The following is a 16,627-nucleotide window of genomic DNA, read 5'->3' as shown; positions in this document are numbered from 1 at the left end:
TTCAGCCATCTTCCGCATCAGGGGTTGACTCGGGCGAGGTGTGGTTCCCGAACCGATGCCGTACCGGTACGGAGCCGGCGGCCTGTCGGAGCCTGGGATCCGGCGGATCTACGGTCGGGCGGCAGCTGCTCCCGCGAGCCCATGGTGACCCCCCCGACAGCACCGGCGATCGGTGGCGGCACGGCCCTGGTGGGGGTACTGGGGGATCCGGTGCGCCATTCCCTCTCACCGGCGATGCACAACGCGGCCATCGCCGCGCTGGGCCTCGACTGGGCCTACCTGGCCCTGCCGGTGGCGGCGGCGGACCTGGCCGTGGTGCTGCGGGCCCTGGCGGCGATCGACTGCCGCGGCCTCAACGTCACCCTGCCCCACAAGCAGGCCGCTGCCGAACTGGCGGACGCGCTGACGCCGCTGGCCCGGCGGCTGGGGGCCGTGAACACCCTGGTGCGACGCGAGGGCGGGGGATGGCTTGGCACCAACACCGATGTGGAAGGGTTCCTGGCGCCCCTGCAGGCGCTCACGGCCCGCGAGGCCCTGGTGCTGGGCTGTGGCGGCAGCGCCCGGGCCGTGGTAGCGGGTCTGGTGGACCTGGGCGTGGACTGCATCCGAGTGGCGGGCCGCGATGCCAGGCGCCTGGAGCCCTTCGTCCGCTCCTGCTCCGACTGGGCCCCTGGCCTGGTGCCCCTGGCCTGGGAGGCCGACACGGCCGGCTCACCGGACCCCCTGGCCGCCGCCCTGGCGAGTGCCGATCTGGTCGTGAACACGACGCCGGTGGGCATGGCCTCAGCCCGTGATCCCACAGCGGCGGAACGCTCACCCCTGCGCCCCGACCAGATGGCGGCGCTGTCGCCGGCGGCCACCGTCTACGACCTCATCTACACCCCCAGACCCACGGCCCTGTTGCGCCTGGCCCAGGAGCAGGGCTGCCGCAGCATCGACGGCCTGGAGATGCTGGTGCAGCAGGGGGCCGCCTCCCTGCGGCTCTGGAGCGGGCTCGAGGAGATGCCGGTCATCGCCATGCGGACCGCGGCTCTGGCCAGACTGGAGGGCCCCTAGCCTGCAGGCACTGTCCTGCCTTTCCCAGAGCCCCCATGGAAGGTCCTCCGATCTGGCAGCGGCTGCTGGGAGCCCTGGCCTACCTGCTGCCCCTGAGCGACGCCCTGCGTTTCGGGCAGGCCCTGTTCGACATGTTCCCACTGCTGCAGTGGGTCGCCCTGCCGGCCCTGCCCCTGGTGGTGCTGGAGCGGGCCGTTCCCTTCGGCGGGCTGGTGCTGTTCCTGGTGCTGTTCCTGCTGGTGGTGCGCAACCCCAAGGTGCCCTACCCGATCCGCTTCAACGTGCTGCAGGCGATCCTGATCGACATCGTGCTGGTGCTGCTCAGCCTGGCCTTCGACACGGTGCTGGCTCCCCTCGGCGCCGGTTTCGCGATCCGCACCCTCTCCAACACGATCTTCCTCGGCACCCTGCTGCTGGTGCTGTTCTCGGTGATCCAGAGCCTGCGGGGCAAGGAAGCCGACATCCCCACCGTCTCCGAAGCGGTGCGGATGCAGCTCTACTGATCCCCCCCTGCACAAGGAGCCGACGGTGCTGCGATAGGTTCTTGAATCCGTCGCTGACGGGCTCCGTGCCCCTCAGCCCCTCCACAGGCGACCATGACGCAGCCCTATTACGAAACCATGTACATCCTCCGGCCGGACATCCCGGAGGAAGAAGTCGAGACCCACGTGGCCAAGTACCGCGACCTCGTGATTGAGGCCGGCGCCGAAGTGCTCGACACGCAGATGCGCGGCAAGCGCCGGCTGGCCTATTCGATCGCCAAGCATCGCGAAGGCATCTACGTGCAGCTCAACCACAGTGGCAATGGCCAGCAAGTGGCTGTGCTGGAGCGGGCCATGCGTCTCTCCGAAGACGTGATCCGCTATCTGACAGTGATCCAGGACGGCCCGATGCCTCCCCCCCGCAGCGCCCCCGGCGCTGCCGTGGACGTGGCTCCCACCGAACCGGCGGCGGTCTGATCCCGGTTGTTCATCGCTGAGCACTGGGCCTACAGTCCGCCCAATGGGTGGTAGGCGATGACTGCGACGGACAAGGAGGACGCCAATCCGGACGGGAAGAGTCCCCCCCGTGCCGTTCCGGCTCAGCCGGCCTACAGCCCCTCCGGTTGGCCCGCCAACCAGGCGCCGTCGGCGCCGAGCGTGCTGACACACGGCCAGGCGCCGGCGCCACCCGCCAGCTTCAGTTTCGGCGAGGTGGTTGCTGCGGGCGGTGAAGCGGATTCCAGCCCCAGGGACGCGATCGACGCCGAGCCGATTCTCCTGGCCCCGGACCAGCCACCGGCCCCTCCCCAGGCCCCAAAGGCGGCTGGGCCTGGTCCGTCCAGCCTCGCTATCACCACCACCGGCCCAGAGGCCCAGCAGCTCGAGATGGAGCTGGCGGCCGCCCGGGATGAGATCAAGGCCCTGCACGAAATGCTCGAAGACCTGCCCGAGATCTTCGAGCGCAAGTTCCAGCAACGCCTGGCCACAGTGCTGGAGCACCAGAAGCATCTTCTCGACGACAACCAGGCCCTGCGGGAACGGCTCTACAGCCTCAATCCGGCCGCCGACGTGCCGCCCCCCGGGTCAGGACGCCCCCAGCCCCTGCTGCTGCCCACGGTGGCCAGGAAGGAGGGTTGGGGCCAGGCCCTGAAGCGGGCCCTGCGGCTGGGCGGGCCGGAGGCCGATGGAACAACCCAGAAAATCAGTCGCCACGACGACGGGCGGCCCATAACCGCGTAGGCATCCCCCAGACGTAGATGAAGCCCTCGGCGGCGCGGTGATCGAACAGGTCCTCGGCCCCGTAGGTGGCCATGTCGGGCACATAGAGGCTGTCGCTGGCGCTGGAGCGCCCCACCACCGTGGCGCTGCCCTTCTGCAGCCGGATCCGTACCAGGCCATTCACCGTGGCCTGGGTGCGATCAAGAAAGCCGTCAAGAGCGTCCTTCAGGGGGCCGAACCAGAGGCCCTGATACACCAGGTCCGCCCAGCTCATCTCGATCTGGCGCTTGTAGCGGAGCACGTCGGCAGCCAGGGTGAGGCTTTCGAGCTCCTGGTGGGCGCGGATCAGCAGCAACAGGCCGGGGGTTTCGTAGATCTCCCGGCTCTTGATGCCCACCACCCGGTTCTCGATCATGTCGAGGCGGCCGAAGCCATGGGCCCCCGCCAGGGCGTTGGCCCGCCGGATCAGGGCCACCGGATCGAGGCGCTCGCCGTCGATCGCCACCGGATTGCCCTGCTCGAAGGCGATCTCCACCACCTGCCCCTCGGCCGGGGCGTCCGCTACGGACCGGGTCATGGCGAAGACCTCTTCGGGCGGCTCCACCATTGGATCCTCCAGGGGCCCGGCTTCGACGCTGCGGCCCAGCAGGTTGAGGTCGATCGAATAGGGGGATTTCTTGCTCACCGGCGCCGGAATGTCACAGCGCTCGCCGTAGGCGATCGTCTCTTCCCGGCTCATGCCCCATTCCCGCGCCGGCGCCAGCACCTTGAGGTCGGGGGCCAGGGCACCGATGGCGACATCGAAGCGCACCTGATCGTTGCCCTTGCCGGTGCAGCCGTGGGCCACCGCATCGGCACCCACCTCCCGGGCCACCTCCACGAGGCGGCGGGCGATCAGGGGGCGAGCCAGGGCCGTGGAAAGGGGATAACGGCCCTCGTAGAGAGCATTGGCCCGGATGGCGGGAAAGGCGAACTCACGGATGAACGGATCGATCAGGTCGTCGACCAGAGAGCGGCTGGCACCGGCGGCCAGGGCCTTGAGCCGGATCGGCTCGAGTTCATCTCCCTGACCCAGGTCGGCGGCGAAGGTGATCACCTCCTTCACGCCCCACTCCCGCAGCAGGTAGGGAATGCAGACGCTGGTGTCGACCCCGCCGGAATAGGCGAGCACCACCCTCTCCGCGCGCGGCGTTCCTGTCGGCGGCGCACCGCCCGCCACCTGCTGCCCCATCTCCGCCATCAGTGACGCTCCTGCGCTGTGGCGACCGATTCTGTCGCCTCGGGGCATTCTCCCCCCTGGTCCGCCGCCGGCAGGCGCCAGCGCAGCAACACCACCAGGGCCAGCAGCAGGGGCGGCCCGAGCACCAGGGCGGCCACCACGGCCGGCAGGATCGGCAGGGGCCGGGGCCAGCGGACGGCGGCCGCGGCCAGCAGGGTGCTGAGCACGAGGGCCGCCGACCAGAGACGGCCCACGTCCAGGATCTTGGCGGTGGTCATTTGGAGGTGCTCATGGGTCACGCGGTAGGGTGATGAGTCGGTCCTTGACGACCCAGCCTGACGGCATGAGCATTCTCGACACGATCAACCCCTCCCTGACCCGCTACCGGCGCAACGAGCCTGCACCGGTGCTGCCGTTGCGGGATGAGCCCGACCTGCTGAGCCTGCTGGAGGCCAGCGGCCGCCTGGTGGCCGACGAGGAAACGGCCAGCACCGATGTGAGCACGGTGGAAGAGGAGGAGTTGTCGGCACTGATGGGCGAGAAAGAGGATTACAGCCCGGCGGACGAACCCTCGGAGGAAGACTGGGAGGACTGACGGTCCGATCCGTCATCACCCTGCAGCCTCTCCGATGGCCTCCCGCGACGGCCGCACGCCTGCGGCCCTGCTCGCCCTGATCCTGCTGGCCGCGTGCCTGGCCAGCGATGCCCTGGTGGCCAACTCCATGCTGACCCTGCCCCTGGTGGTGGCGGCCCTGGTCAGCGCTGGCGTCGCGGCCCTGGGGGTGCCCCGGCTGCGGGCCCTGAAGCTGGGCCAGGTGATCCGCGATGAGGGTCCCCAGGCCCACCACAGCAAGGCGGGCACACCCACGATGGGAGGCCTGCTGGTGGTTCCTGTGGGGGTGCTGGTGGGGGGGCTGATCAGCCCGCAGGATCCCCGCCTGCTGGCGCTGGCGGCGGTCACCCTGGCCTACATGGCCATCGGCGCCGTCGACGACTGGCGCAGCCTCACCCGCCGCACCAACACCGGCCTCAGCCCCCGGGGCAAGCTCCTGCTCCAGGCCCTGGCCGCGGTGGCCTTCCTGGTCTGGGCCCACCAGGGCGGCTGGCTGGGTGGCGGCATGCCCGGCGATCTGGGTCTGCCCTTCGGCCGGGTGCTCACCCTCGGGTTACTGATCTGGCCGCTGGCCCTGTTCGTGTTCCTGGCCGAGAGCAACGCCACCAACCTCACCGATGGGCTGGATGGCCTGGCCGCCGGCTGCGGCGCCGTCGTGTTCACCGGCATGGGGCTGCAGCTGATGCTGCGGGGCCATGGGGGAGATCCGGTGCTGGCCGCCTTCTGCACGGCGATGGCGGGCTGCTGGCTCGGTTTCCTGAGCCAGAACCGGCATCCAGCCAGGGTGTTCATGGGCGACACCGGCTCCCTCGCCATGGGGGCCGCCCTCTCGTCGGTGGCGCTGCTCAGCGACAGCCTCTGGCCCCTGCTGCTGATGGGGGGGGTGTTCCTGGCCGAATCCCTCTCGGTGATCCTGCAGGTCGGGGTGTTCAAGGCCACCAAGGGCGCCGACGGCCAGGGACGGCGGCTGTTCCGCATGGCGCCCCTGCATCACCATTTCGAGCTGGGGGGACTGCCGGAGCAGAGCGTGGTGCTCGGCCTTTGGGGCGTCAGCCTGATACTGGTGTTGGTGGGATTGGTCCTGCTGCCCTGAGCAGCCTTCCCTGTCGTCGCTCGCGTCGACCCCCGCCGACCGTTCCGTCGCACCCCGGGCCATGGCGTTTTTCACCTGGAAGGAAACGGGCCTAACCGCCGACTGCGCCAGCCTGGAGGCCATGGCGGCACGGTTTGAGGAGGCCTCAGCTCTGATGCGCCGCATGGCCGGCGAGGGCTTCAAGGTGGAACGCCACCCGGAGGGCCAGCGCATCACCCACCCCGATCCCGCCGTGTTCGGGGCCTACGGGTTTGTGAGTGAGGAATCAGCCGAGAGCCAGCTCACCCTGCTGGACGAGACCAAACAGTGATCACCGATCACCGCCCCCCGCGGGACGGCTGCAATGGCGCTCAACGACGGACGTAACCCACCAGCCACACCACCACGAAGGCCAGGGAGGAGACGCCCAGGTAGATCAGGGTCCATTTCTGGAAACCCGCCACATCCCAGCCGAAGGGCAGCAGCCCGTTGGCTGCATCGCCAGCGGTGCTGAAGGCTAGAGGGAGGAGAGCCACAAGCATCGCGGCACGTTAGGGGAAAGGGCGCGCGCCGCGTCAGGATCGCCCGACCCGCTTCCCTGCCATGGCACCTGGCCCTTCTCCCTTCCCACGGACGGTGATGCTGCTGGGCAGCGGCGAGCTCGGCAAGGAGGTGGCCATCGCCGCCCAGCGGCTGGGCTGCCGGGTGATCGCCGTCGACCGTTACGCCGAGGCCCCCGCCATGGCGGTGGCGCAGGTGAGCGAGGTGGTGGCCATGGCCGACCCCGAGGCCCTCAAGGCGGTGGTGCGGCGCCATCACCCCGACGTGGTCATCCCGGAGATCGAAGCCCTGGCGGTGGATGCCCTGGCGGAGCTGGAGGCCGAGGGCCTCACCGTGATTCCCACCGCCCGGGCCACGGCGGTGACCATGAACCGCGACCGCATCCGCGACCTGGCCGCCCAGGGGCTGGGGCTGCGCACCGCCCGCTTCGCCTATGCCGAAAGCGCCGCGGAACTGGCGGCAGCGGCGGCCCCCCTGGGCTGGCCCGTGGTGGTGAAGCCGGTGATGAGCTCGTCAGGCAAGGGGCAGAGCGTCGTGCACGGCCCTGGAGAGATCGAAGCCGCCTGGAACGGGGCCATGGCAGGAGCCCGGGGCGCAGGCACGCGGGTGATCGTGGAGGAGTTCCTGCGTTTCAACCTGGAGATCACCCTGCTGACGGTGCGCCAATGGCAGGGACCCACCCTTTTCTGCCCGCCGATCGGCCACATCCAGGAAAGGGGCGACTACCAGTGCAGCTGGCAACCGGCCCAGCTGGGGGCAGGGCAGCTGGCGGCGGCCCAGGCGATGGCGAAGGCCGTCACCGACGACCTGGGCGGCGCCGGCCTGTTCGGGGTGGAGTTCTTCCTCTGCGGCGAACCCGGTGCTGAAGAGGTGGTGTTCTCCGAGCTCTCGCCCCGGCCCCACGACACCGGCCTGGTGACGCTGGTGGGCCAGAACCTGAGCGAATTCGAGCTGCATCTGCGGGCGGTGCTGGGTCTGCCGATTCCCGCGATCCGCAGCCTCGGAGCGGCGGCCTCGCGGGTCATCCTGGCCGGACCGGAAGCCCCCAGCGGGGCCGGCACACCCAGCTACCTGGGCTTGGAGCAGGCTCTGGCGGTGCCGGACACCCAGGTGCTGATCTTCGGCAAACCCGACGTCCGGCCCTGGCGGCGCCTGGGGGTGGCCCTGGCCCGCGGCGAAGATGAGGCTGAGGCCCGCCGGCGTGCCGATGGGGCCGCCGCGCACGTTCAGGTGCAGACCAGCAGCTAAACCGTCGCCACCACTGGTTTTTCGACACTTCGAGCCCTATGGTGCGCCCCTGCGGGTAGCACAATGACTCAGGCCCATTCATCCTCAAGGCTCGCGCGCTCCCGGAAGGCACGGGAGAAGCGAGACATGGGGGCCGTGGCGCTCCCTGAGAACACCAGCCCCAGGCCCGATCCCAAGCATCGGCCGCCGGCCCAGCACCGGTCACGGCGCCGCCCCCTGGTCACCTTCGGGCTGGGTGTGGCCGTGGGAGCCGTGCTGGCCGGACCCATTCCGGCGCGGCTTGCCCCGTTCCTGGCCGGGCTGATTCCCACCCCCAAAGGCATCGGGGCGGTGCTCAATCCCCTCTCCGTCGAAAACCGCCGCATCCTGGTGCTCGGTCGCGACACCGTAGGTGAGAACACGGACGTGATGTTCACCGTGCGGCTCGACGGTGACATCACCCACATCACCCAGGTGCCGAGGGATACCTTCATCGATTCACCCCAGCTGGGGGTGGTGAAGGCCAATGCCCTGTTCGCCCTCGGCGGCATCCAGACCGCCAAGGATGAAGTGGGCAGCCTGCTGTCGGCTCCCGTCGACCGCTACTTGAAGGTGAATCTCGGCGCGGTCAACAAGCTGGCCGAAGCCCTCGGAGGCGTCGAGGTGGACGTGCCCAAGCGGATGTACTACGTCGACAACGCCCAGGGCCTCTACATCGACCTCTACCCCGGCAAGCAACTGCTCAAGGGCAACGACCTGGAAGGCTTCCTGCGCTTCCGCAATGATCCCGAAGGCGACCTGGGCCGGATGGATCGCCAGCGGCTGGTGATGGCCGAGGTGTTCCGCAAACTCGCCGATCCGGCCACGATCGCCAGGCTGCCGGCCCTGCTTGAGATCGCCGGCAACGACATGGTCACCGACCTCTCGCCGATCGAGTTGACCCAGCTGATGTCCGCCCTCGGCAGGACCAAGCTGAGCACCCAGCGGGTGCCGGGCCGGCTCTACTGGCACAACGACCTCAGCTACTGGATGCCCGACAGCAACCAGGCCCACTCCAGCGGCAGCGGCGAGGTCCCCTTCCCCTGAAGCTTCAGGCGGGGCCCCGGCCGTCGTCGGGGCTGCGCCAGCCGGCGGTGAGCTCGGCCAGGAGCTGGGCCAGACCCTCCTTCTTCGGCAAGTCGGCTTCAGCGGCCCACTCGATCTCCTGGATCTTGGCGTCATCAAGGCCCAGCAGCTCGACCAGGTGGCGGTAGGCCAGCCGTTCCTGGGCATTGATGCTGGACTCGGCCGGCGAGCGCCGCCCCACCCGGACCATCATGTAGCTCAGTTTCAGGGCCAGCTGGCGGGCATCGGAGCTGCCGAGCTGGTCCACCAGAGCGTCCAGGCCGGCCACCGGCAGCCTCTCGGCCAGAAAGGCCTCCAGCTTCGCTTCATCGACGAGGTTGGGGCTGTCGCCGTGCAGATGGCGGGCGACCAGCTCGGCGAGCAGCTCACGCTCGGCGGTAGAGCATTCACCGTCCGCCCAGGCGACGGTGCAGACGATGCGCAGCAGGGCCGCCTGGGCGGGGGTGAGTTCAGCCATGGGTCAGGCCGCGAGGGGAATGGGGGGATGCTGCTCCAGCACGTGCCGCAGGTAGCGGCCGGTATGGCTGGCGGCATTTTCGGCCACGGACTCGGGGGTGCCGATGGCGACGATGTGGCCGCCCTTGTCGCCGCCCTCCGGACCAAGGTCGATCAGCCAGTCGGCGCAGCGGATCACATCGAGGTTGTGCTCGATCACCAGGATTGAGTTGCCCTTGTCCACCAGCCGCTGCATCACATCCATCAGCTTGTGGACGTCATAGAAGCTGAGGCCCGTGGTGGGCTCATCGATCAGGTAGAGGGTCTTACCGGTGGCGCGGCGGGAGAGCTCGGTGGCCAGCTTCACCCGCTGGGCCTCACCGCCGGAGAGGGTGGGCGCGGGCTGACCCAGCTTGATGTAGCCCAGCCCCACGTCCACCAGGGTGCTGAGTCGGTCGCCGGCCTGGGGGATGGCGGCGAACACCTCGGCGGCCTGCTCCACGGTCATCTCGAGCACGTCGGCGATGGTGTGGCCCCGGAAGGTGACCTGCAGGGTTTCGCGGTTGTAGCGGGCCCCCTTGCAGACGTCGCACTGGACGTAGACATCAGGAAGGAAGTTCATCTCGATCACGTTCACCCCCTGGCCGCTGCAGGACTCGCAGCGTCCCCCCTTGACGTTGAAACTGAACTGGCCCACCTGGTAGCCACGGGCCTTGGCCTCCACCGTGGCGGCAAACACCTGGCGGATCGGATCGAAGGCGCCGGTGTAGGTGGCGGGGTTGGAGCGGGGGGTGCGGCCGATCGGCGACTGGTCGATGACGATCACCTTGTCGATCGCCTTGATGCCCCGCAGCTCCTCGAGCCCGGAGGGGAAAGGCACCTTCAGACCGAGGCGGTTCTCGAGGGCTGGGTGCAGCAGCTCGTTCACCAGGGTGCTCTTGCCGCTGCCGCTCACCCCGGTGACACACACCAGCCGGCCAAGGGGGATCTCCACATCAATGCCCTGGAGGTTGTTGCGGGTGCAGTTGGACAGGGTGAGCCGGCGGCTGCCGGAATCGCGGCGCTCGGCGGGGGTGGGAATGGAGCGGCGGCCGCTCAGGTAGGCCCCGGTGAGGGAGTCCTCGGCGATGAGGAGGTCTTCGAGGGAACCCTCGGCGACGATGTGGCCGCCATGGACACCGGCACCGGGACCGATGTCCACCAGGTAGTCGGCGGCGCGGATCGTGTCCTCGTCGTGCTCCACCACGATCAGGGTGTTGCCCAGGTCCCGCAGCTTGGTGAGGGTGGCGAGCAGGCGGTCGTTGTCGCGCTGGTGCAACCCGATGCTGGGCTCGTCGAGCACGTAGAGCACGCCGGTGAGGCCGGCGCCGATCTGCGTGGCCAGGCGGATCCGCTGGGCCTCTCCGCCGGAGAGGGTCATGGCGGGCCGATCAAGGCTCAGGTAATCGAGGCCCACATCGAGCAGGAAGCGCAGGCGCATGCGGATCTCCCGCAGCACCAGATCGCCGATCTGGATCTGGCGGCTGCTGAGCAGGGGCTCTGCCCCTTCACTGGCCCCCACGCCCATCAGGGCCTCGATGCGCTCCAGGGTGACGGCCACGCTCACCGAGGTGAGCTCGTGGATGGCATAGGGCCCCACACGCACCGCCAGGGCTTCGGGCCGCAGCCGCAGGCCATGGCAGCTTTCGCAGGGCACCAGCTCCAGGTACTTCTCCAGCTTCTGGCGCACCGATTCGCCACTGGCATCGCGCAGCTGACGCTCCAGGATCGGCAGGATCCCCTCGAAGGGACGCACATAGCCCTCGCTCTTGCGGTAGCGGCTGTCGGCCTTGATGGCGATCGGCTCCTCGCTGCCCTGCAGCAGCACCTGGCGCTGCTCCTCGGTGAGCAGGTTCCAAGGGGTCTTGAGCTCGAAGCCGAAGGCCTCGCCGACGCTGAACAGCAGCGAGAAGTAGTAGCTGTTCTCCTTGTCGCTCCAGGGGGCGATGGCGGCGTACACGGGCAGGGAGGGGTCAGGCACCACCCGCTCCATGGTGAACTTGCGCAGGTGGCCGATGCCGTGGCAGTCGGGGCAGGCGCCGTAGGGACTGTTGAAGGAGAACAGACGGGGGGACAGCTCCTCCATCACGGCCCCGTGCACGGGGCAGGCGAAGTTCTCGGAGTAAAGCCGTTCGCGCTCCACACCCTCAGGCAGGGGCTCGTTGGCCTTGGGCACCACCTCCACCAGAGCCAGGCCCTCACCGCGCTTCAGGGCGGTGCGCAGGGAGTCGGTGAGACGTTCGTTGATGCCTTCACGGGCCACCAGCCGATCGACCACCACCTCGATGTGGTGGGCATGGTTCTTGTCGAGCTCGATGTTGTCGGCCAGCTCGCGCACCTCACCGTTGATCCGCACCCGGGCGAAGCCCTCGGACACCAGGCCCGCCAGCAGCTTCACGTGGGTGCCCTTCTTGCCTCGCACCACCGGGGCGAGCAACTGGTAGCGGGTGCCTTCGGGCAGGGTGAGGATCTGGTCCACCATCTCGTCGATGGACTGGGGCCGGATCGAGCGACTGCACTGGGGGCAGTGGGGTTCGCCGGCGCGGCCGTACAGAAGCCGCAGGTAGTCCTGGATCTCCGTGACCGTGCCGACCGTGGAGCGGGGGTTGTGGCTGGTGGATTTCTGGTCGATCGAAATCGCCGGCGACAGCCCCTCGATCGCATCCACATCCGGCTTGTCCACCTGGCCAAGAAACTGGCGGGCGTAGGCGGAGAGGCTCTCCACGTAGCGCCGCTGGCCCTCGGCAAAGATCGTGTCGAAGGCCAGGGAGCTCTTGCCACTGCCGCTCACCCCGGTGAACACCACCATGCGGTTGCGCGGGATGGTGAGATCCACATTGCGCAGGTTGTGCTGGCGGGCCCCCCGGACCCGGATCACATCCTCGAGGCTGCCGCCGTTCAAGGTGCGCAGGGCGGCTTCCGGGGGCTCGCCGGAGGTGCCGTTTCCAGGGGCCGCGCTCTTGCTGGTGGTTCCGGCGCGGGCGCGGGGCATAAGGGGTGGTCGGCAGCCGATGAGTCTACGGGGGTCGACCCTGGGACAGGCTCAGGCCAGGGCGGGCAGGGGCGCCGCTTCGGCGCAGAGCTGCTGGCTGACATCCCAGAGGCGCCGGCACTGGTCGGCGTCGAGGGCGGCCGGGGCGATGCGCACCTCGGTGGGCCAGCCCCGCAGGCCGCCCCACTGGTCGGGGCCGTAGTGGCCAGCGGGCTTGGCCTCTGGGGCGGTGGCGGCGAACAGCTGGGGCAGGGCTCCCATGGCGGCGCTCTGGAACAGGGGATCCATCAACCGATAGGCGACGGGCTCAAGCCGGGAGCCGGTGGCGGCGATGGAGGCGGGCTGAAGGTTGGTGCGGGCAAAGCCGGGGTGTGCGGCCAGGGACAGGGCGGGACTTCCCTGGTCGGCGAGGCGCCGCTGCAACTCCAGGGCGAACATCACATTGGCCAGCTTGCTCTGGCCGTAAGCGCCCCAGCGGTCGTAGCGGCGCTCGCCCTGGAGGTCGTCGAAGGCGATGCGACCGAAGTACTGGGCCCCGGAGGTGACCGTGACCACCCGGGCACCGGGCCGGTCGCGCAACAGGGGCAGCAGGGCGAGGGTGAGGGCGAAGTGGCCGAGGTGGTTGGTGCCGAACTGGAGTTCGAAGCCCTGGCGGGTGAGGCGGCGGGGCGGGGCCATCACGCCGGCGTTGTTGATCAGCAGATCGAGGCGCCCATAGCGTTCGGCAACGATCCCTGCGACGGCGGCCACGCTGGTCAGATCAGCCAGATCCAGGTGCAGCACGTCGAGAGCGCCAGTGGAGGACGCCGTCGTGAGCAGCTCCTCGCGGGCCTGCTCCGCCTTCGCCAGCGAACGGCAGGCGAGCAGCACGGTGCCACCCTTGGCCGCCAGGGCCCGGGCGGTTTCCAGGCCCAGCCCGCTGTTGGCACCGGTGACCAGGGCGATCCGCCCGGACTGGTCAGGGATGTCGGCGGCAGTCCAGCGCATGGTGATCAGCAGAAGGGCAGGGCGTTGCGGAGAGATCCATCACCAGGAGAGGGACTCCCTCAGGAAATCGTAACGGAATGTGACGGATCCGGACCTTCGCGGCGGAGCAGGAAAAAGAACGGCTGCTCCATGCCCTTGAAGTCCATCACCCCCAGCACGGTGTCGTCGTCCAGCTGGCGGAAGACATCGTTGATGGGGAGATGGTCGTAAAGCATGGTGGCGCTGACCAAACCGCGAAAGCTGGTCATCCGCAGCCGGGCACTGGAGTCGGCGGTGCTCAGCAGGGGTATCAGCAGCTGGAACAGGCGGCCGACCAACGCCGATTTCGGCACGGGAAAATGCTCGCTCAGGCGCAGACCGGGGCCCAGCGTCTTCGGCTCCAGGCAGGCCAGCCCCCCGCCGAGGGTGGTGAACACCAGGGGATACACCGCCTCCGCACTGTCGAAGCGCTTGCCATGCCAGTGGAAGGCCTCCAGGGCGCCGTCGAGGGGGTGGCCGGTGGGGACGCTCTCCCCCGTCCAGGCACCGAGCATGAACGGGATCTCCACGGGGGGGAGCCCGTCGAAGCGGGCGAAGGCCTCGGCGGTGGTGGCGATGGGGGTGGGAGAACCCACGGCAGGTTCGCGCGTCAGGGGGCCATTGTCCGTCGCTGCCGCGTGCGCCGCGGCGATTCCCCCCAGCAGCGGCCGTACTCCGCCGCCGTGACACCACAGGCCAGCAGTCCGGCGGCCTGCATCAGTTCGGCGACGCTGCGGTGATCGTGGTCAGCCTCCTGCAGGAGTTGCCGCAGGCGCCGCAAGCGTCGCCGCTTCAGCTCCGCCATCGGCGACCGGCCCAGCTGCTCCCGGAAGCCGTACTCCAGGGTCCGGACGGAGATCCCCAAGGCCAGGCCCAGCTCCTCGAGGCTGACGCGACGGCCCAGGTGGACCTCCATCCAGCCGCAGGCGTCGGCCACGGCCTGGCGACGGCGACGGGCGCTGAGGCGATCCCCGTCCTGGTCGGGATCGGGCGGGTGGCTCCACGGGTGCAGGGCCTCCACCAGGGCCGCGGCGGCATGCTCGGAGCCTTCGGGTTGCCAGGCCGCGGCCATGGCCAGCTGCAGCCCTGCTGTGATCAGCCGACGATGAACCGGCCCCTGGTTGAGCAGGGGTGAGGGTGGTGCAGCCCCTGGCAGGCAGGCCTCGGGGATCAGGATCGAGAGGCCGGTGATGGTGTCGCTGGTGCAACCCCGCATGGCATCGCCGGGACGGAACAACAAGGCCATGCCCGGTTCGGCCAGTTGCTCGATCCCGTTGACCCATTCCTGCGTCAGTCCCTGGAGTGGCAACAAGAGCACCCCATGGCCGCCCTGCTGCCGCTGCAGCTCCACCCGGCCACTCCCGTGCAGCAGCAGCACCTCAAATTCCGCAACAGCCCCCCAACGGATATGGGCCCTGAAGGGAGGTGAACCCGGCAGCAGTCGGCTGCGGTGGTGGCCCAGGGTGCCGGCGACGAGGCTGTCCCAGGCGCCGAAATCGTCGCTGCGCAGAAGCGTGCTCAGGCCCGGTGCCTAAAGGAACTGCAGCGGCGACAGAACGGCCAGGGCACGGGTGCGTCTCGTTCCGTTGTACAGCGGCAGGACAACCGCCGCTGTCGGCATCAGCTGGGCAAGAGAGACGACACCCTGGGATCATCGCCTCCAACAGCAAGACTTGCGTTTTTCTTACATTGGACGCCCACTCATCCCTGGAATTGATGAACAAGATCCCAGGGTTTTATTGTCTTTCCGCATCCAATGCATAGGCTGGCTGGAGGTAACGATCTCTGGCATGGTCAAGGAAAGGCAGCGCGTTTCGATCTCGGCGATCGGCGGCCTGTTGACCCTGGGTGCCCTGGTTGGCGGCCCTGATCCGGCCAGGGCGGACACCATGCTCTCGATCGGAGCCAATGGTGTTCAGTATCAGATCGACTACGAGTTTTTCGTGGCACCGGATTCGCCCAGAGGCATCGATCCGCGCTTGCTGAACACGGCCTGGTGGGGACAGCAGCAAGCGGCCGAAGATACGGCTCACGGTTGCAGACACCCCTTGGCGCCGCCTATGGCTACACACCGCTTCTGCGACTCGGTCAGTGGGATCTCTGCTACTGGAATAGCGTGACTTCCAGTTCCAACTGCCTCGGCAGGACGGCAGATCTGCTGATCCTGAACTATCAGGCCGTGCCGACATCCCCGAACCCGAATGTGAGTGGCGCCGCCTCCAGCATTCTGGCCAATTCCCCTGGTCCCCAGCAGCCGGTGGCCGCGGGCCTGGGCCAGGGGGTGACCAACTATGTCGTCACCGGCCAGACGGGTCAGCCGACCGTGGTGGGCGCCACCAGCAACGCCGACTTCAATGGTGTCCTGGCCGCTGTGAACGCCCTGCCCAGCCAGGCAGCCGTGAATCGATCCTTTGAGCAGGTGATCGCCGAGCCCTACGCAAGCCAGATCTCGGTGGGTCTGGAGACCCTGGAACGTTTCCGCCAGGACGCCCTGCAACTGGCTCTGTCCACCCAGAAGATGTCCTTCGGCCCGGAGAACGGGAGCTGCAGACAACCGCCAGCCGCTGAGGGCAACGCCGACAAGCCGTCCGCCACCGAGCCGCCCTCCCCTGGATGCTCATGGCGCGACGGTCACCGCTGGGCCCTGATGCTGGATGCCTCCAACACCCAGGCGTCCCTGAGGGGAACCGGCGGCCTGGCCTCCCTGGATTATCAGATCTTCCAGTCCACCTATGGCCTGGAGTATCGCCTCTCTCCCGATTGGCGCCTGGGTGGCGTCTTCGGCTATGGAACCAGCGGACTGTCCAATTACCAGTTCAGCAACGTGACCATCGATGCGGACACCTATTCAGGTGCCGTCTACGGCCTGTACACGCCTGGACCAGCCTGGAAGATTGCTGCCCTGGCTGGTTACTCCAGTTTCCAGAACCGGTCCAACCGTCCGATCCAGTTCGGGACGATCGATCGCACGGCCCAGGCGCGATGGGCTGGCCATGGCCTCAGCCTGGCCTTGACCTCTGAATACGACTGGGTTCTGAACCCAGCCCGGCCAGCCGGCGGCGAAAACCCACCGGCCCCCCAGCGCGACGCCATCAGGCTCAAGCCACGGGCCCTCGTGTCCTACGCCAAATACAGCCAGGGGGCCATCAATGAAACCGGCGCCAACTCCTTGAATCTTGCAGTCAACAGTCACAAGGCTGATTCGCTCGTGCTGGGCCTCGGGGGAACCTTGGAAGTACCGATCAGTCTGTCGAATCAGTCACGGCTGATTCCACGCCTCAGCATCGGCTACGCGTACGACGTGATGGGGAATGCCGACCAGGAGCACCAGCTCACGGCCTCCTTCGCCCAGGTTCCAGAACCCGGATCGCTGACCCTTCTGGGTCAGAACCGGGGCGCCAGTGCCTTGGAAGTGGGCCTGAATCTCGAGTTTGAAGCCTCCGAAAGCCTGTCGCTCTATGCCGATGTGGGCGGCTCGTTCTGGAGCAATGGCAATGAGATCTCCTACGGCGGTGGTCTGCGCTGGCGGTTCGGGGGGGCTCCCGGGGGCGGTGCCCCCACCCCAGCCCCCTGAAGCGGAAGG

General features: G+C 68.5%; 19 protein-coding genes. 11 read left to right on the top strand and 8 right to left on the bottom strand.

Annotated features, from left to right (window positions below; translation table 11 throughout):
• Positions 1-141: 141 nt before the first annotated feature.
• From KBY95_RS08080 to KBY95_RS08065, 4 genes are all read left to right on the top strand, one after another.
• Positions 142-1,056: a shikimate dehydrogenase gene (locus KBY95_RS08080; RefSeq protein WP_254964450.1), complete on the top strand. Its 915-nt coding sequence runs from the start codon at positions 142-144 to the stop codon at positions 1,054-1,056.
• A gap of 35 nt (positions 1,057-1,091) precedes the next feature.
• Complete coding sequence (locus KBY95_RS08075; RefSeq protein ID WP_254964449.1) at positions 1,092-1,559, top strand: Tic20 family protein; 468 nt, start codon at positions 1,092-1,094, stop codon at positions 1,557-1,559.
• A 93-nt stretch (positions 1,560-1,652) separates the two neighbouring features.
• Positions 1,653-2,015 carry a 30S ribosomal protein S6 gene (gene rpsF / locus KBY95_RS08070; protein ID WP_254964448.1) on the top strand — a complete coding sequence of 121 codons (363 nt, stop codon included), beginning with the start codon at positions 1,653-1,655 and terminating at the stop codon, positions 2,013-2,015.
• 57 nt (positions 2,016-2,072) lie between these two features.
• Positions 2,073-2,777, top strand: a complete 705-nt coding sequence (locus KBY95_RS08065; RefSeq protein ID WP_254964447.1) for a hypothetical protein — start codon at positions 2,073-2,075, stop codon at positions 2,775-2,777.
• Here KBY95_RS08065 and KBY95_RS08060 read toward each other — a convergent pair.
• Together KBY95_RS08060 and KBY95_RS08055 are read right to left on the bottom strand one after the other, a co-directional pair.
• Positions 2,740-3,987 carry an argininosuccinate synthase gene (locus tag KBY95_RS08060; protein WP_254964446.1) on the bottom strand — a complete coding sequence of 416 codons (1,248 nt, stop codon included), beginning with the start codon at positions 3,985-3,987 and terminating at the stop codon, positions 2,740-2,742. The genes KBY95_RS08065 and KBY95_RS08060 overlap by 38 nt on opposite strands.
• Positions 3,988-3,995: 8 nt before the next feature.
• Positions 3,996-4,253: a hypothetical protein gene (locus KBY95_RS08055; RefSeq protein WP_254964445.1), complete on the bottom strand. Its 258-nt coding sequence runs from the start codon at positions 4,251-4,253 to the stop codon at positions 3,996-3,998.
• Positions 4,254-4,318: 65 nt separating this feature from the next.
• Between KBY95_RS08055 and KBY95_RS08050 the strand changes: the two genes are divergently transcribed.
• The 3 genes from KBY95_RS08050 to KBY95_RS08040 all read left to right on the top strand — a co-directional run bounded on the left by KBY95_RS08050 (position 4,319) and on the right by KBY95_RS08040 (position 5,991).
• On the top strand, positions 4,319-4,570 hold the full coding sequence (locus KBY95_RS08050) for a DUF3134 family protein (protein WP_216907275.1): 252 nt from the start codon (positions 4,319-4,321) through the stop codon (positions 4,568-4,570).
• A 34-nt stretch (positions 4,571-4,604) separates the two neighbouring features.
• Complete coding sequence (mraY, locus tag KBY95_RS08045; protein WP_254964444.1) at positions 4,605-5,681, top strand: phospho-N-acetylmuramoyl-pentapeptide-transferase; 1,077 nt, start codon at positions 4,605-4,607, stop codon at positions 5,679-5,681.
• A 61-nt stretch (positions 5,682-5,742) separates the two neighbouring features.
• On the top strand, positions 5,743-5,991 hold the full coding sequence (locus tag KBY95_RS08040) for a hypothetical protein (RefSeq protein ID WP_254964443.1): 249 nt from the start codon (positions 5,743-5,745) through the stop codon (positions 5,989-5,991).
• Positions 5,992-6,031: 40 nt separating this feature from the next.
• On the opposite strand, the gene KBY95_RS08035 is transcribed toward KBY95_RS08040, so the two are convergent.
• On the bottom strand, positions 6,032-6,202 hold the full coding sequence (locus KBY95_RS08035; protein WP_254964442.1) for a hypothetical protein: 171 nt from the start codon (positions 6,200-6,202) through the stop codon (positions 6,032-6,034).
• Between the two features lie 61 nt (positions 6,203-6,263).
• Between KBY95_RS08035 and purT the strand changes: the two genes are divergently transcribed.
• Positions 6,264-7,469, top strand: a complete 1,206-nt coding sequence (gene purT / locus KBY95_RS08030) for a formate-dependent phosphoribosylglycinamide formyltransferase (RefSeq protein WP_254964441.1) — start codon at positions 6,264-6,266, stop codon at positions 7,467-7,469.
• A 126-nt stretch (positions 7,470-7,595) separates the two neighbouring features.
• Positions 7,596-8,534, top strand: a complete 939-nt coding sequence (locus KBY95_RS08025; RefSeq protein ID WP_254964440.1) for an LCP family protein — start codon at positions 7,596-7,598, stop codon at positions 8,532-8,534.
• A 4-nt stretch (positions 8,535-8,538) separates the two neighbouring features.
• Here the strand turns inward: KBY95_RS08025 and KBY95_RS08020 are convergent, their stop codons facing one another.
• From KBY95_RS08020 to KBY95_RS08000, 5 genes are read right to left on the bottom strand one after another with little or no spacing between them, the layout of a single operon-like run.
• Entirely contained in the window at positions 8,539-9,030 is a 492-nt protein-coding gene (locus KBY95_RS08020) for a TerB family tellurite resistance protein (RefSeq protein ID WP_254964439.1), read from the bottom strand.
• 3 nt (positions 9,031-9,033) lie between these two features.
• The gene (gene uvrA / locus KBY95_RS08015; protein WP_254964438.1) at positions 9,034-12,039 is read right to left on the bottom strand and encodes an excinuclease ABC subunit UvrA; all 3,006 of its coding nucleotides are present in this window, start codon (positions 12,037-12,039) and stop codon (positions 9,034-9,036) included.
• A 51-nt stretch (positions 12,040-12,090) separates the two neighbouring features.
• Positions 12,091-13,026, bottom strand: a complete 936-nt coding sequence (locus KBY95_RS08010) for an oxidoreductase (protein ID WP_254964437.1) — start codon at positions 13,024-13,026, stop codon at positions 12,091-12,093.
• Positions 13,027-13,085: 59 nt separating this feature from the next.
• A complete protein-coding gene (locus KBY95_RS08005; RefSeq protein ID WP_254964436.1) occupies positions 13,086-13,640 on the bottom strand; it encodes a DUF4334 domain-containing protein in 555 nt (184 codons plus the stop codon).
• Between the two features lie 14 nt (positions 13,641-13,654).
• The gene (locus KBY95_RS08000) at positions 13,655-14,554 is read right to left on the bottom strand and encodes a helix-turn-helix domain-containing protein (protein ID WP_396122716.1); all 900 of its coding nucleotides are present in this window, start codon (positions 14,552-14,554) and stop codon (positions 13,655-13,657) included.
• A gap of 76 nt (positions 14,555-14,630) precedes the next feature.
• Here KBY95_RS08000 and KBY95_RS07995 point away from each other — a divergent pair, with 76 nt between their 5' ends.
• Together KBY95_RS07995 and KBY95_RS07990 are read left to right on the top strand one after the other, a co-directional pair.
• Positions 14,631-15,164 (top strand): hypothetical protein, encoded by a 534-nt coding sequence (locus tag KBY95_RS07995; protein WP_254964434.1) that lies wholly within the window; start codon positions 14,631-14,633, stop codon positions 15,162-15,164.
• A gap of 59 nt (positions 15,165-15,223) precedes the next feature.
• Positions 15,224-16,618, top strand: a complete 1,395-nt coding sequence (locus KBY95_RS07990) for an autotransporter outer membrane beta-barrel domain-containing protein (protein WP_254964433.1) — start codon at positions 15,224-15,226, stop codon at positions 16,616-16,618.
• Positions 16,619-16,627 lie beyond the last annotated feature (9 nt).

Origin of the sequence: Cyanobium sp. Aljojuca 7A6, assembly GCF_024346455.1 — a bacterium.
Lineage (GTDB): Bacteria > Cyanobacteriota > Cyanobacteriia > PCC-6307 > Cyanobiaceae > Cyanobium.
The sequence above is the reverse complement of the archived record's forward strand: the minus strand, read 5'-3'. Positions and strand labels throughout refer to the sequence as shown.